The following is a 15930-nucleotide window of genomic DNA, read 5'->3' as shown; positions in this document are numbered from 1 at the left end:
GCAAATCAAATAGTACGTCATAATTACAATAAATGCGATATATATTTTGTTTTACCGTTATAAAAATTTTTAATTATGCATGGTTCCATAAATATAGTACACTAAATTCATTATTATGACGTATTATATAGAAGTAAAGGGAGGAAGCAGTATTGGGGATTGGTGTTGGAATTAGCGGGATGGGGAGAATTGGCAGGCTGTTGATCCGGATTATTTATTCCAAGCAGCAATCGGATTACGAATTAAAGGTGATTAATAGCATTTATCCTGTAGAAACGATTGCACACCTCTTGAAATACGACACGGTACATGGCAGATGGGACGCCGACATTCAGGTCCGAGACGGAAACCTTGAAATTAACGGGCAAGTCATTCAAATTACGTACGAAAGGGAACCGGCCCGTATCGCTTGGTCCGCTTTCGGGGTACGGTTTGTCGTTGATGCTACCGGCCAGTTTAACGATCGGGATGGCGCAAGCAAGCATTTCACGGGAGGCGCTTCCCATGTCCTGATTACTGCCCCGGGCAAGCGGATGGATTTGACGATTGTTGCAGGTGTGAACGACCATCAATTTGATTCGCACAAGCATCGTCTTGTATCCGCTGCTTCATGCACAACGAACTGTCTCGCCCCGATACTTTATGTCCTCGATCAAGCTTTCCGGGTTCAGTCGGGCTGGATGACGACGGTGCATTCGGTTACCTCGGATCAGAACCATCTGGATAATCCGCATCAAGATTTGCGAAGAGCCCGTTCTTGCATGGATTCTATCGTCCCTACAACAACAGGTGTTGGCAAAGCGCTTGTTGACGTGCTTCCACATTTGGCAAACCATATTCAAGGCATTTCCCTCAGAGTACCGACACAAGATGTATCTCTTATCGATCTAACGGTGAAGGTAGCGAAATCAGCCGCTTTAGAGCAGGTCAAAGAAGCGTTTAAGCAGGCAGCCCAAGGCCGACTGTCGGCTTACCTGGGTTATTCGGAGGAGCTACTCGTTTCATCGGATTATATCGGCTGCTCCAAGTCGGCGGTTATTGACGGTACATCCGTTATGGTTATGGATAACCAAATTAAAGTGCTTGCCTGGTATGACAACGAATGGGCTTATGCGAGTCGTGTAGTTGAATTAGTCGGATTGATGACAAAGGAGATGAATCAAGTATGGATGACACAACAAAGTGTTTAGACTTGGGGATTATCGTTTGCAAACATTGCCAATCGACGATTGCGACCTTTGATTCGGAAAGACTGATTACTTATTATTCGGATTGCAGGCAGCCGGAGTGTCTGGAGCTTCGAAAAGAAATAAAGGAAAAACAAGAATGTTAATTTCCTATGAAAGGAACCAATAACATGCTAACCGATTTGATTTCGTCTAAAACAAGCGCCTTGCATCATAATTTGTCCGTAGAACAGTTGATTCAACATGCATTGGATCGTCAGGAAGGCGCGCTGGCTTCGACCGGAGCGCTGCGGGCATTCACAGGTAACTTTACCGGACGTTCCCCCAAAGATAAGTATATTGTTGAAGAGGCTGCCGTTTCCGCATCGGTCGATTGGGGGAAAGTGAATCAGCCGATGACTTGCGCGGATTTCAATCGTCTGTACCAGAAGGCGCTGGCTTATATGGAAGACAAGGAGTTATTCGTTTTCGACGGATTCGCGGGGGCTGATCCCAATGAAAGACTGCCTATTCGGGTCATCAATGAATACGCCTGGCATAACTTGTTCGCCCGTCAATTATTTATTCGTCCAACTGACGATGAATTGCGGAATCATCGCGCGGAATTTACCGTGATTTCCTTGCCGGGATTACAGGCAGACCCTGAAAAAGACGGCACATTCTCAGAAACCTTCATATGCGTTTCTTTCGAACAAAGGCTGGTGCTGATCGGGGGAACGGAATATGCGGGCGAAATGAAGAAGTCCATCTTCAGCGTGCTCAATTATTTGCTTCCGTCGAAGGGGATATTGCCGATGCATTGTTCGGCTAATGTAGGGGAGGCCGGGGATGTCGCGCTGTTCTTCGGACTTTCGGGAACCGGCAAAACAACCTTATCCGCTGACCCGAAACGCAGATTGATCGGGGACGATGAGCACGGGTGGTCGGATCATGGCGTTTATAATTTTGAAGGCGGCTGCTATGCCAAATGCGCAAGTCTCTCGGAAGAGAAGGAGCCGCAAATATGGGGGGCCATCGGACAAGGAACGGTGCTGGAGAACGTAGTACTTGATCCGATTACGGGCATTGCCGATTACAAGAATACAAGCCTGACCGAAAATACCCGTGCCGCCTATCCGATCGATCGAATCTCCAATGCCGTCATTCCCGGCATAGCCGGTCAACCTGGCGTGATCATCTTTTTAACGGCGGATGCGTTCGGGGTGCTGCCCCCGATTTCGAAATTGACCAAGGAACAGGCGATGTTCCACTTCTTGTCCGGGTATACGTCCAAGCTGGCCGGTACGGAGCGGGGAGTTACCCAGCCTGAAGCGACATTTTCCGCTTGCTTCGGGGCGCCGTTTTTACCGTTGCATCCGAAAGTGTACGCGGACATGCTGGGGAGAAAAATTGAAGAGCATCAAGTTAAGGTGTATTTGGTCAATACCGGTTGGACCGGAGGGCCGTACGGAGTAGGGACAAGAATGAATTTATCGTATACCCGCAAGATGGTTAGTGCGGCTTTGGATGGAAGCATCGAGAAAGCGGGATTTACTGCCGATCCGATCTTCAATTTATTATGCCCCGATTTCATAGAAGAGGTTCCCCGCGAATTGCTGCAGCCTCGAAATACTTGGGTACATGCGGAGGCTTACGAACAGGCGGCCAAAGAGCTGCTGGATAAATTCGCGCAAAATTATAAAAAATTTTCACTTAATCAATAATAATTCGCAAGCTGACGCCTGACAAAATCAAGCGTCAGCTTTTTTTGAATTACCAGACAATGATTAGTCGGGCTTTCCCTTAACTTAACCGATGCTTCACGGAGACGCTTGAACTGAACATAACTCCGCCACCCGCTCTACGTTCAGGGTTCCCCCCGACGCGTCACCGGCATTTTCGTACAGCTCGTGAAGCGCATCGATATCTTTCAGCAAATTCCCCGTTAGGATGCAGGCTGCTGTCTCATCGCCATCGATGATTCCTTCCGTCCGCAACTTCAAGACACCCGCCAAAGTTGCGGCTGAAGCCGGTTCGCAGCCGATGCCGGACCTGTCGATGATGCGTTTGGCCGCCATAATTTGTTCGTCGCTGACCGCTGCCGTCACTCCGTTCGTCATCTGCAGAGCTTTCAGCGCTTTGCGCCAGCTCGGCGGATTTCCGATATTTAACGCGCTGGCGCGCGTATTCGGCTTCGGTTCGGGCGTGAGCGAAGCGGCTCCGCTTTGCACCATGCGATGAAACGGGCTTGCTCCTTCCGCCTGAATAAGCGCAATCCGCGGCAGCCTGCCTATTAGCCCAAGAGCAAACAATTCCTCCAATCCTTTGCCCAGCGCCGAAACATGACTAAGCGCTCCGCCAGGGATGGCGATCCAATCGGGCAGCGACCAGTCCAGCTGCTGTGCCAGCTCATACACGATGCTTTTCTGGCCTTCGATTCGATAAGGATTCAACGAATTGCATACATAGAGGCCAAGCTTTTCGGCGCTTTGCCGGAGAAAACGAATGCCATCGTCGTACGTACCGTCGAAAGCCAGTATTCGTGCTCCGTAAGCCGACGTCTGGCTGATCTTCGCAGGGGAAATGCCTTTGGCCGGGGCGAGCACGAGCGATTGCAAACCGCACCAGGCCGCATACATCGCCAGCGATGCGGATGTATTCCCCGTCGAAGAACAGGCAAACCATTTGTTGCCAAGCGATCGCCCGTGGGAAACGGCGGCGACCATGCCGTTATCTTTGAACGAGCCGCTCGGATTTTCGCTCTGCGCCTTCAGCCATATCCGTCTTACCCCCGCATATTGGGCGGCGGCAGTCGAATCGTAAAGACCCGTGTTGCCTTCGCCTCGATAAACGAGAGCCTCTTCCGGCAATTCCGGCGCGATGAGCTCGCGATATCGCCATACTCCGCTTGCATAAACACCGCTGCGCTGCCCGAGACGTTCGTCAAACAGCCGGCGCAATCGCTCGCCGTCCATTGACGCGATCGGTCGGCGAACATCCCATGTGCCGCCGCAACGGCATATCGTTTCCTTCCATCCCTGCATGACCGTTCCGCAATCGGTACAGTAAATTTGAACCCCATTTGCCTCGTTCGCCATGTGAACAACTCCTTTACGTATCATGTGTTCTACTCTACAATAAAGGAATTGAACGAATAAATATAATATATGTTATTTAACTAATCATAAATTATAATTATATAATTGTGAGGTGAGGATCCGTTGAATTTACATGCTCTTCGGTTATTTCGCGAGATTGCTGTAACGGGAACTGTATCGGGAGCGGCGGAACGGCTGAATATTAGCCAGCCTGCGGTTACGATCCAGCTTCGCAAGCTGGAGAAGGAGCTCGGCTTCGCATTAACGCGTCCCCATGGACGCGGCATTGTTATGACCGAGGCCGGCAGCTGGCTCTTTGCCCAAGCCGACCGGCTATTCTTGCTTGAAGCCGATATCGACGCCCAGTGTGAAGCGTACCGGCGCGGCGAAAGAGGGGATTTGAAATTGGCGGCGACCTATTTGCCGGCCAATTTCATGCTGCCTGCGTGGATAGGCTCCTTTCGTCATTCCTCACCGGAGGTGAAAGTGGCGGTAGCGTCCGGCAATGCGCAAGCCGTATTGACCAAGCTGCTTCATTATGAAGCGGATATTGCGTGGATCGGAGGGCAGCACAGTCTTCCGCCCTCTATCATCTCCTTGCCGTGCTATGAGGATGAGCTGTGGTTCGTCGCTCCTCCGGATCACCGCTTGGCGGCTGGCGTTCATTCACTTGGCGAGCTTGCCAAGGAACCGTTCATTTTGCGCGAGCCGGGAAGCTTTACGCGGGAGGCGTTATTTTCATTGTACCGAACGGCAGGCGTCACGCCGCCGCAGCCGGCCGTGCAACTGGACGGTCCGCAGGAAACGATTCGTGCCGCGGTTGAAGGACTCGGCATTACTATTGCGTCCAGAATGGAGGTGCAGACTTATGTGGATGCCGGCTTGTTGGCTAGACTTGAAACCAACGTCCCGCCGGTAGCAAATCCGATTTCCCGATGCGTTCGTGCGGGCGATCCACTTCCGCCTGCGGCTGTCGCATTTCTGAATGCGCTGGATGGAATGCATTGTTAAATATAAGGCGCAGAGGACCGGCTGTGATTTGAAGGTGACGGAATAGGGCTCTATCCGCTTGGAAATGCAACGAGAGCGGAGACGGCAGTCATCATGTACAGGATTTTCAACAGAAAGTAAACGTCAACGGGCAGGCCAGAGTTCGCAGACGGATTTTCATGTATCAAGAAATCCGTCTGTGACAGGCCGTGCGTTTGCTGAATCGTTGATAGTATTTATTATTTACAATTTTTACCAATTTATTTAGCGCCATTTCTATACCGCGATATTGCATCAATCTCTCACATAGATTGTTGTAGCATCCGCCCCAAAATGTATACGGAGAAGGCCCTAAGCGAGCTTGGGGCCTTCAGACTGTTTTATCCGCTAGACGGAGCCCTTTTCCCCGGTTAACGCGGCAACAGGTACCCGCTGCTTCCGCTTTGCTTTGACCATATATTCGGACGGTGTCAGACCCGCGACGCTTTTAAATACGCGGCAAAAATAATTTTGATCGGCGTAGCCGACCTTGGAGCTGATTTCATAAATCAATAAATCCGGTTCCTGCTCCATCATTTTTTTGGCCATACGGATGCGGGACTTAATGATGTATCCGGTTATGCTGTCGCCCGTTTCTCTTTTGAACAGCTTGCTGATGTAGGTGCGCGACAGGTGAAGATGTCTGGCAATATCGTGAACGGACAATTCGGTTTGATAATGAGTCTCGATATATTGTTTAATCATCTCGACATATTTATGCTCGCAATGACCGGATTGCAGGCATTCGCACAGCAGCAGCAGCTTTTCTTTCATGCGGGAAACGAGCGTTTCCGTAGACGGTATACTGTACAGATCCTGCAATTGAATCGCCGCCTGAAGCTCGGTGGCCCGCTCGGTTTCCTCTACGATTTTCATGATCACGCCGATCAAAAACCCCGAACAAACCATCGTAATATAAGCGAGCAGATGCTCCGGTGAATTGGCGAGACGCTTCTCGATCGAGCTCCAGAAAGCAAGCAGCTCCGTTTTATCGCTTTTTAAAATCGCATGTACAATCATATCGGTTTCCTCAGCGCTGAACGATTCGAATCCCGTCCGGAGCATATCATATTCCTCGAAATGCGAGATGTTCTCGAACCCGTTCATCGCGCTGTTCTGCAGCGCGTTCTTGGAGTCTTTATGGGATTGCACATACCGGTTAAATCCGCCGATATAGCGCCCGATCCCTATGTTGGAAGGGATTTCCAGCCACTTCGCCGTATGTTCTATAATTTTCGAAGCGATCGTCCCGGCCCTTGCACGAACCTCCTCCGCATTGTTTCCGAAAATGATCAAGGGCAGCCGGTCGTCTTCATATCTGACTATATAGCCGCCGCCTCCGAATTGATCGATCACTTCCTGAGCGATGTTGGATACCGCATACTTATATAAATACCAATCATTTTCGGAGAACGTTTTCTCATTGTTCAGACGGTAAAGCTCCAGGCTCATGATCAAGCCGCCCTGCGTGATTTTGGCGTCCATGGCGAAGAAATCCAGCTTCCTCCGCAGCTCTTCGCCTTCCTTTACTTTTCCGTTGACGATATCAAACAGCAGCTGCTCCCTTAAAACCGGAAGCGCTTCCTTCAGCTGCTTTTGCATGTCCAGAAAATACTGCTGCTGCGTCCGAACCGTCCCTGCTTCATCCAGCAATTGCCGGATGATGGGGATGATTTCGGTATGAACGATCGGCTTTAAAAAATAATGAGATACTTTCAGATGCACGGCTTCCTTGGCGTAGTCAAAATCGTCGTAACCGCTTAAGATGATGACAGGCACTTGGGAGTCGACGGTTCGAATTCTTTTGACCAGCTCGAGTCCGTTCAAGTTCGGCATACTGATGTCCGTCAAAATAAGATCCGGATCGTGCAGCTTGTATTGGCGCCAGCCGTCAATGCCGTCTTCGGCCGTAATCAGCGAATCGACGCCCATCTCGGTCCAGGGAATCATTTTCTTCAGAGCATTGATGCTGAATCTTTCGTCGTCAACTAATAATGCTTTCATACATAGTGCCCCTCTCGTCATTTGCTTGAATTACAGGCAAAGTAATCCTCACTTGCGTCCCACGGACAGGACCGCTGCGCATTTCAATGCCGAACTCCCGGCCGAAATAGAGCCGGATTCGTTCGTTTACATTCTTGACTCCGTATCCGCTGGACAACGGGTTTGGTCTCGGGTTTGCAGTCTCATCGGAGGACGGGAGTCCTCTTCCGTTATCTTCGACGATAATCTGATAAGCGGAAACGCCTTGCCGTTTCGTATAAATGCGGATGCGGGCGTCTGGCCTGGCAGGCAGGCCCGTAAAGCCGTGTTTGATTGCGTTTTCAATAAACGGCTGCAATATGACTTTGGGGACAAGGCATTGCTTTAATTCGTCTTCCACCGTCTCCGTATAGCTAAATTTGTCGGGAAACCGGATTTGCTGAATGTCCACATAAGCAAGGCAATGCTCCAGCTCCTCCCTGAGCGTGACGAAGGAATTGCCTTTATTTAAACCGATGCGGAACAGGTTGGCGAGACGATTGGCGACAAGGCTGATTTCCGTAATTCCTTTCTCCGCCGCCATGCAATTGATAATATCGAGCGTGTTGTACAAAAAATGCGGGTTGATCTGGTTTTGCAGGGCGCGCAGCTCGGCCTCCCGGATCAGCGCATGCTGTTTGTGCAGATTATCGATATTATGCTTGAGCCTGTCGGCCATTCGGCCGAAGCTGACATGCAGCTGGTTAAATTCAAAAATGACATGCTGCTTCAAAACGGAAGAATAAATCTCCGCCTCAATGCTCTTGAAGCCGGCCAAAATATCCCGGATCGGAGCTATGAGACGTCCTGACAGGAAGGATGCCACCAAAAAGATAATAATGAGTCCGGATGCTCCAATCAGTATCGCATAATGCCGGAACTCGGATAAAATTTGAAACATGCTGTCAAAAGGGGTGATCTCGATGAGCCCCCAATTGGAATATTTATTCGGATAGTTGATGTACAGCGAAGGCTTATTGTCCAATGTAATCGAGTAGATGCCCTGATCCAATTGATGGGACAAGTCGACGATACGGGTTCGCTCCGCATCGTTCAGCTTATAAGCGGATTGTCCCGGATTCAAGTCCGACATTAGCCTTCCTTCGGTATCGAGCAGCAGAAACGCTTGATTGGGCAGGTTTTGGTTCGTATCGGATCGAATCACATTTTGCAGCAGTTCGGCATCCAGATTGACCTCTACATAGCCGATCGGTGCACCGCTCAGGCTGTAAATTTGCGTTACATAGGTCAGAATGCGTTTCGGGTTTTGGGCATTTTTACCAGTTTCAGGACGGGATTGAATCCATATGGAATTTACGGAGTTCAGGCGGGACAATTCCGAGCTCCATTGAATGCTGTCAAGCGGCAGCAGATGGTTGCCCACCTTGGGACGGGGCTTGAATTTGTCGCTGTATATATAAATGCTGCTAATTTTCGAGTTGCTGAACATAATGCCATTGAGCCAGTCCTCCAAATCCTTGCGCATGGTGAAATATTGATAGGTGTTGGTGTAATCTTTTTCCAAAGCGTCTCTCAGCTTGTCGTGAGTGGAAATATTCAACGCGGTGCTCTCAATGTTCTCGATCAGGCCCATCATCCGGGACTGGTAATTATACAGCAGCTCCAATTGGGCGCCCCCGAGCTCGCGGGCAATGATTTTCGAGACGATCTGATAATTCAGCACGGAGACGCTCAGTAGGAAAAAACTGCACAGCAGGATGAGCAGCAGAAATAGCAAGGGCTTTAATCGTATTTGTCCGATTTTCATAGGAATCCATCCTTCTTTCTTTCGGCAAGTTGATTACTGAACCGTCCTCTTAAGTTCATTGTAGGAAGCGATGGACATACCTGCAACAGCGGAATCTAAAGTTATCCGAATTTGTGCTAGTAAAGGATACATCAGAATAGTTTCAAGCGTGTTGGCGCGTTGTATAGTAAGAAAAATGAAAGGAGGCAGAAGGCGATGAAAATTAAAAGTATTGAAACGTTTGCCACAAGAGACGTCAGCTTCGTGAGGGTTCGCACCGATGACGGACATGAGGGATACGGGCAAATATCCGCCTGGAATGCCAATATTTCCGCTTTGGCGCTGCACCAGCAAATAGCTCCCATTGCGCTCGGAAGCGACGCTCTCGACATCCACGGTCTGGTCGAACGCTGCTTTCTGAAGGAATACAAGTTTCCCGGCGCTTTTACGACGCGCGCCATCGGAGGACTGGATACCGCGCTGTGGGATTTGAGGGGCAAGGCGGAGGGAAAAAGCGTCTGCCAGCTGCTCGGCCAATACAGAACTTCCATCGATGCTTACGGCTCCAGCATGCGCAGAGATATTACGCCGCAGGATGAAGCGGAAAGAATGAGGCGCCTTCAGGACAAGCACGGCTTTCGGGCATTTAAAATTCGCGTCGGAAAAGTGTTCGGCAACGATGAGGATCAGTGGCCGGGGCGCACCGAGGAGCTTATTCCAACCGTACGCCGCGCCGTCGGCGAGCTTACGACGCTGTTCGCCGACGGGAACAGCGCATTTACGCCCAAGCGGGCCATCGAGGTAGGCCGTCTGCTGGAGCAGCATCATTTCAGCCATTTCGAGGAGCCGTGTCCGTTTCCCGAGTTGGAATGGACGGCGGAGGTGGCCGCCGCTTTGGACATACCGGTGTCGGGAGGCGAGCAGGATACTTGCATAGCCCACTGGAAGCGGATGATCCATATGCGCGCGGTCGATATTGTCCAGCCTAACATCTCCTATGTCGGGGGAATTTGCCGGGCGATGCGCGTAGCCGGGATGGCGGAGGAGGCAAGCATGCTCTGCACGCCTCACAATGCGAACAAGACGATGACGCTCGTATTCACCTTGCATATGCTCGGAGCGCTTCGAAATGCAGGTCCTTTCATGGAATATACGATCGAACACGATCCATGGGCAGTCGATTTGTTTGAAGACGCCGATCTGGAGGTGAAGGACGGCAAGGTGTCTATTCCCGATGGGCCCGGTTGGGGAGTAAGGATCAGACCGGAATGGCTGGGAAAAGCGGACTACCGGGTCAGCAGGCTTGACTAAAAGCTCGATGAAAGAACAGCGATCGGAACTATGATCCGCCTGCGCAGCGGGCATTATTCACCGGACTTCTGGAGTGCAATCGAATAATTTGGAGTCAAAGGAGGAGCACATGAAAAAACGGATGATCTCGTTCATAGCAGGCTTGGCCGTGATTTCGACAGGGTGCACGTCAGTTCCGTCAACTTCCCATCCGCCGGTTGAATCGCCCGCGCCGGCCGTCGGCACCGCCAAAGAAAGCGCAAAGGCCGTTGAGGTTCGCGTAAGCTGGTATGGCGACGCCAACCGCAATAAAGTGTATAACGATACATTCGATATCATTCAGAAAAAAATGCCGGATATTAAGCTCGTCAGGGAGTTTGCGGCGGCAGGTGATTACTGGACCAAGCTGAACACCCAGGTGGCCGGAGGGAACGCGCCCGATATGATGGTGTTCACGCTGGACAATTTGTACGATTTCGCCAAACGCGGACAGCTGGCCGACCTGCAGCCGTTCGTCGATCAAGGAATCATTCATCTGGGCGACTTCAATCCGGCGATTGTGAACAGCGGTAAAGTGGACGGCAAGCTGTATACGGTTTCGCAAGGAAATTCGATACTGGGAACTTATTACAATAAGGAAATGTTTAAAAAAGCCGGCCTCAACGAGCCGGATTTGAACTGGACATGGGATGATTTCTCCGCGGCGATGATCGCCATCCATAAAACATTGGGCAAAGATGTGTGGGGAAGCGAGGATTTGGCAGGCACCAACAATATATTCCAAACCTTTTTGAAACAAAAAAACAAGGATCTGTATAAAGAAGACGGCAGCCTGGGCTTCGAAAAATCGGATATGATCGAATGGTTTACGCTTTGGGATAATATGAGACAGCAGGGCGGGATTGCCCCGGCCGACGTTTCCGCGGAATACAAGGGCAAGAATGAGGTGGAAAGCATATTGGCCTCAGGCAAAGTCGCCGTATCCATGAGCGCCTCCAACCGGTTGAAGCTGTTTCAAACCGTAATGAAGGACGAGTTGGGGATGGTGCGTGTGCCGAGCGTTAAGGGCGGGACGCCGTTCGATCTGCTGGCGGGGGTCTACATGGGGGTTTACACCAAATCGAAGGTCGCCAAAGAGACGGCGCGAATCATTGACGCATTTGCCAACGATGCGGAAGCGGCCAAAGCGTTCGGTCTTTTGTATGGCCCGGTCGGCTCAAGCAAGGTGATGAAGGAGTTGGATCCGACCCTCGACCCGATGATGAAAAAAATTAATGAATACCAGGTAACCGTCAGCAAAAACGTGCTGCCCACGGTTTCATATCCGGCCGGAAGCAACGCCGTCAATAAGCTGCTCGGCACGGAGAACGACGCGGTCGCTTTCAAGCAGAAAACGGTAGCTCAAGCGGTTGATGATTTTTTTGCCGAGGCGCAAAAAATTTTAAAAAAATAATTGTCGGAGGTTAGGTCATAAATGAAAAAAGTTTGGGTCATGGCGCTATCGGCTTCGCTGGCCTTTGCCGCCGCAGGGTGCTCGGGGAGCGGCCCGTCGGCCAAGGATACGGATACGGTGAAGGATGCCAAGGGAACGAACGAAACATCGACGGCTGTTAAAGAAGTGAGAGTCAGCTGGTACGGGGACGCGAACCGAACCAAGGTATATAACAATACGTTCGATGAGATTCAGAAAAAATTGCCGAATGTTAAAATTATCCGCGAATTTGCGTCTTCGGGCGAATATTGGACCAAATTAAACACCCAGGTGGCAGGCGGGAACGCTCCGGATTTAATGGTATTCACCCTTGATAACATTAACGATTTTGCCAAGCGCAACCAACTGCTCGATCTTCAGCCGTTTGTCGATCAAGGCGTCATTAATATTAAAGATTTCAACCCTACGATCGTGGACAGCGGCAAAGTAAACAACAAGCTGTATTCGGTCTCGCAAGGAAATTCGATCAAGGCCAGCTACTATAACAAGGCTATGTTCAAGAAAGCCGGTGTGAGCGAGCCCGATTTCAACTGGACCTGGGAAGATTATTCCAAAGCGATGATCGCTTTGCACGACGCGCTTGGAAAAGACATTTGGGGCAGCGAGGATTTGGGCGGCGTCAGCAATTTATTGCAATCTTTTTTGAAGCAGCGGAGCAAAGATTTGTATAAGGAGGACGGCAGTCTCGGATTTGACAAAAAAGATATGATCGATTGGCTGACGATCTGGGACAACCTGCGCCAGAAGGGCGGAATCCCGCCGGCCGATGTCACGGCCGAATATGCGGGCAAAAACGAAGTGGAAGGCATTCTGGCGGCGGGCAAGGTCGCGTCGACCATGAGCTCCTCCAACCGGATGAAGCTGTTCCAGGATGTAATGAAGGACGAGCTCGGCATCGTCCGTATTCCTACAACGAAGGGCGGCATCGAATTCGATCTGCTGGCCGGCGTGTACTCCTCGATTTACGTCAAGTCGAAGGTGGCGAAGGAAACGGCGCAAATTATCAATTTGTTTGTCAACGATCTGGATGCGGCCAAACTGTTCGGCGAGCTGTACGGCCCTGTCGGCTCGACCAAAATTATGAAGGAGCTGGAGCCGTTCATCGATCCGACCATGAAGAAAGTGAATGATTTCCAAATTCAGGTGAGCAAGAACGCAACGTCGACAGTGGCCTATCCGACCGGAAGCAACGCGGTCAACAAGCTGATCAGTACGGCCAATGAAGCGATCGCTTTTAAACAAAAGTCGGTTGCCCAGGCAGTGGACGATTTCTTTACGGAAGCGCAAAAAGCGTTGAAAAAATGATTGAAAAAAAGATAAGCGAGGGGGAGTGGTATGAAGCTGAAAGAATACTTGGTCGCGTATGCCTTTTTGGCGCCATGGTTTATCGGTCTTTTCGCGTTCAGCTTGTTTCCCATAGCGGCTTCGCTCTATTTGTCCTTGACCTCCTACGATATGCTGAATCCGCCGGTGTGGGACGGGCTGAACAATTACTACGACATTTTCACGGATAAACGATTTTTCCAATCCCTTACAGTTACATTGACCTATGTGTTATTCGGCGTTCCGTTCGAGCTTGTTTTTGCGCTCACACTGGCCATCGTGCTTAATTCCAGCATAAGCCGGGCTGTAAATGTGTACCGGGGAGTTTATTATATTCCTTCCCTGATCGGCGGGAGCGTTTCCGTTTCCTTGCTCTGGCGGCAAATATTCGGCAGCGACGGATTAATTAATCAGGCTTTAGGCTTTTTCGGGGTGGCCGGCACGAGCTGGATCGCCAATCCGAAAACGGCGTTGATCACGATTATTATTTTGAAGGTATGGCAGTTCGGCTCGCCGATGGTTATATTTTTGGCCGGCTTAAAGCAAATTCCGAAAGAATTGTACGAGGCGGCGGCGATCGACGGGGCGGGGAGGAAGCAAAGCTTTTTCCTGGTGACGCTGCCGCTGCTGACTCCGGTTATTTTATTTAATTTGATCATGCAGCTGATCGGCTCGTTTCAGGCGTTCACGCCCGCGTACATTATTAGCGGCGGGAACGGCGGGCCTGTCAATTCCACATTGTTTTATACGCTGTATTTGTACCAGCAAGGGTTCCAGAATTATCAGATGGGCGTGGCGTCGGCGATGGCATGGATTTTGCTGCTGCTGATTGCGTCATGCTCCGCGCTGGCCTTTTGGACATCCCGCCGCTGGGTGCATTACATGGAATAGGAGGGATTGCTATTCACGCTTCCGGCACAATAAACCGCTACGTATATCACGGCGTCATTCTCATATGCTCGCTTGGAATGCTGTACCCGGTGTTTTGGATGCTCAGCAGCTCGTTTAAGCCGCAGACGCTGATTTTCCAGGATCTCAGCCTATGGCCCAGCGAGGTCACGTTGGCTAATTACGTGGAAGGCTGGCTCGGCTTCTCCGGCACGTCCTTCGGCAGGTTCTTTGCGAACTCCCTGTTTATCGTTACGGTATCCATCGTCGGGAATCTGATCAGCTGTTCGCTGGCGGCATATCCTTTTGCCCGGATGGAATTTCCGCTGAGGAAGTTTTGGTTCGCCGTGATGATGGTCACGATCATGCTTCCGCATCATGTTGTCATCATTCCGCAATATATATTATTTAAACAGTTCGATTGGATCAATACGTATTACCCGCTGCTCGTTCCGCGATTTTTCGCCGTCGATCCGTTTTACATTTTTTTGATGGTGCAATTTATGCGCAACTTGCCCAAGGAGCTGGACAGTGCTGCAACGGTGGACGGCTGCGGGAAGTTTCAGATTTACTGGAGGCTCATATTGCCCCTCTCGCTTCCGGCGCTGGTGACGACGACGATCTTCACGTTCATCTATGTATGGAACGACTTTTTCGGTCCGCTCATCTATATCAGCCAAGTGAAAGATTTTACGGCGACGCTCGGGTTGAGCTTGTTCATTTCATCAGGCGAAGGCAAGTCGGAATACGGCCAGCTGTTTGCGATGTCGATGCTGTCGTTGATTCCGCTGTTCAGCATTTTCGTGTTTTTCCAAAAATATTTGGTCGAGGGGATCGCCACTTCGGGCATTAAATAAGGGGGGGATGAAATGGCCAACAGCCCGGTGAAGCTTGGGCTTGTAGGATTAGGCGGTCATATGGCCGACAATTTGCTGCTGCGGCTCATGTCCTTGCCGGCGGACATTTCTGCGGTATGCGATACGAACCTGGAGCGCCTCGCTCTGGTCAAAGGGAAGTACCGTATTGCCAACAGCTACACGGATTACCGCAATATGCTTGAGAACGAAGAGCTGGACGCCGTAATCTGCTCCGTCGATCCGCAAGTTCATTACGAAGCGGCCAAGGCATGCCTGCTCGCCGGCAAACATGTGTTCGCGGAAAAAACGCCGTGCCATACCGTGGAGCAGGCCGAAGAACTGGCAGAGCTGCAGCGCACAACCAATTGCTATGCCATGGTTGGGTTTAACCGGCGTTTTGCGACCGCCTATATGATGGCGGCGGATATTGCTAGACGCCCCGAATTCGGAGGCGTACATATGTATCAAGCCAAGTATCATGCATCCGAATATGGCTCGAAAAGCTCGTTTATTTTCAATCATATTGTCAATCATCTGGATTTGGCCAGGTATTTGGTCGGGGAATTGAAAATTACGCATGTCGAGCATTTCGTATTGGACGAACGCCGCTTCGGCTATAACCTGACCTTTATCGCCGAGAGCGGTACGATCGGCAATATTCAGTCGGCTTCCGTACAGCATATGACCTTCCCGGTGGAACGGGTCGAGCTGATCGGCAACGGGCGGAATGTGATCGTAGACAATTTGAAAAACATCGCGTACAACCGGCCGGGGCAGCTGAACGGAGGCGGGGAGCATGCGGCGTTGGCGGACCAGCGCGATACGCTGATATGGAACGTCAATCAAGGGCTGCATACGAGCTTTACCTATTTGGGATACGATCTGGAGCTGCAAGAGTTTATTCGCTCCGCTGCCGAACGCAGAACGCCTGTCGTTCATATGGAGGATACGCTGAAAACCATCCGGCTCGTTCATCAATTTCATAGTCTGATTCAGTAAACCGGCGATGCCGGTTCGG

Annotated in this window: 13 protein-coding genes; 10 read left to right on the top strand and 3 right to left on the bottom strand. The window is 50.7% G+C overall.

From position 1 onward, the window contains the following. The first annotated feature begins 152 nt into the window (after window positions 1-152). Genes gap through pckA form a run of 3 tightly spaced genes read left to right on the top strand, consistent with a single transcriptional unit; the run spans window position 153 to window position 2890 of the window. Entirely contained in the window at window positions 153-1190 is a 1038-nt protein-coding gene (gene gap / locus E1757_RS31085; protein ID WP_133235635.1) for a type I glyceraldehyde-3-phosphate dehydrogenase, read from the top strand. Further along, a complete protein-coding gene (locus E1757_RS37005) occupies window positions 1166-1333 on the top strand; it encodes a GapA-binding peptide SR1P (RefSeq protein WP_281282560.1) in 168 nt (55 codons plus the stop codon). Before gap ends, E1757_RS37005 begins: the two co-directional genes overlap by 25 nt. A 24-nt stretch (window positions 1334-1357) precedes the next feature. Next, on the top strand, window positions 1358-2890 hold the full coding sequence (pckA, locus tag E1757_RS31075) for a phosphoenolpyruvate carboxykinase (ATP) (RefSeq protein WP_133235633.1): 1533 nt from the start codon (window positions 1358-1360) through the stop codon (window positions 2888-2890). A 96-nt stretch (window positions 2891-2986) separates the two neighbouring features. Here pckA and thrC read toward each other — a convergent pair whose 3' ends face one another. Beyond that, window positions 2987-4264, bottom strand: a complete 1278-nt coding sequence (gene thrC / locus E1757_RS31070; protein ID WP_133235631.1) for a threonine synthase — start codon at window positions 4262-4264, stop codon at window positions 2987-2989. A gap of 123 nt (window positions 4265-4387) precedes the next feature. Here thrC and E1757_RS31065 point away from each other — a divergent pair, with 123 nt between their 5' ends. After that, complete coding sequence (locus E1757_RS31065) at window positions 4388-5275, top strand: LysR family transcriptional regulator (RefSeq protein ID WP_133235629.1); 888 nt, start codon at window positions 4388-4390, stop codon at window positions 5273-5275. 366 nt (window positions 5276-5641) lie between these two features. On the opposite strand, the gene E1757_RS31060 is transcribed toward E1757_RS31065, so the two are convergent. Together E1757_RS31060 and E1757_RS31055 are read right to left on the bottom strand one after the other, a co-directional pair. Then, entirely contained in the window at window positions 5642-7297 is a 1656-nt protein-coding gene (locus tag E1757_RS31060) for a response regulator transcription factor (protein ID WP_165972372.1), read from the bottom strand. Further along, entirely contained in the window at window positions 7278-9083 is a 1806-nt protein-coding gene (locus E1757_RS31055; RefSeq protein WP_133235625.1) for a cache domain-containing sensor histidine kinase, read from the bottom strand. The genes E1757_RS31060 and E1757_RS31055 overlap by 20 nt, the downstream gene beginning before the upstream one ends. Before the next feature lie 195 nt (window positions 9084-9278). Between E1757_RS31055 and E1757_RS31050 the strand changes: the two genes are divergently transcribed. The 6 genes from E1757_RS31050 (at window position 9279) to E1757_RS31025 (ending at window position 15911) form a co-directional block, all read left to right on the top strand. Then, the gene (locus tag E1757_RS31050) at window positions 9279-10373 is read left to right on the top strand and encodes a mandelate racemase/muconate lactonizing enzyme family protein (protein WP_133235623.1); all 1095 of its coding nucleotides are present in this window, start codon (window positions 9279-9281) and stop codon (window positions 10371-10373) included. A gap of 109 nt (window positions 10374-10482) precedes the next feature. Beyond that, entirely contained in the window at window positions 10483-11805 is a 1323-nt protein-coding gene (locus E1757_RS31045) for an ABC transporter substrate-binding protein (protein ID WP_133235621.1), read from the top strand. Window positions 11806-11826: 21 nt separating this feature from the next. Next, window positions 11827-13149: an ABC transporter substrate-binding protein gene (locus E1757_RS31040; RefSeq protein ID WP_133235619.1), complete on the top strand. Its 1323-nt coding sequence runs from the start codon at window positions 11827-11829 to the stop codon at window positions 13147-13149. Between the two features lie 30 nt (window positions 13150-13179). Further along, window positions 13180-14058 (top strand): carbohydrate ABC transporter permease, encoded by an 879-nt coding sequence (locus E1757_RS31035; protein ID WP_133235617.1) that lies wholly within the window; start codon window positions 13180-13182, stop codon window positions 14056-14058. Beyond that, window positions 13977-14912 carry a carbohydrate ABC transporter permease gene (locus E1757_RS31030; RefSeq protein ID WP_342774619.1) on the top strand — a complete coding sequence of 312 codons (936 nt, stop codon included), beginning with the start codon at window positions 13977-13979 and terminating at the stop codon, window positions 14910-14912. Before E1757_RS31035 ends, E1757_RS31030 begins: the two co-directional genes overlap by 82 nt. A 12-nt stretch (window positions 14913-14924) precedes the next feature. Then, on the top strand, window positions 14925-15911 hold the full coding sequence (locus E1757_RS31025; protein WP_133235615.1) for a Gfo/Idh/MocA family protein: 987 nt from the start codon (window positions 14925-14927) through the stop codon (window positions 15909-15911). The last annotated feature ends 19 nt before the right edge of the window (window positions 15912-15930 follow it).

It is taken from the genome of Paenibacillus piri (genome assembly GCF_004354045.1).
GTDB lineage: Bacteria > Bacillota > Bacilli > Paenibacillales > NBRC-103111 > Paenibacillus_S > Paenibacillus_S piri.
The sequence above is the reverse complement of the archived record's forward strand: the minus strand, read 5'-3'. Positions and strand labels throughout refer to the sequence as shown.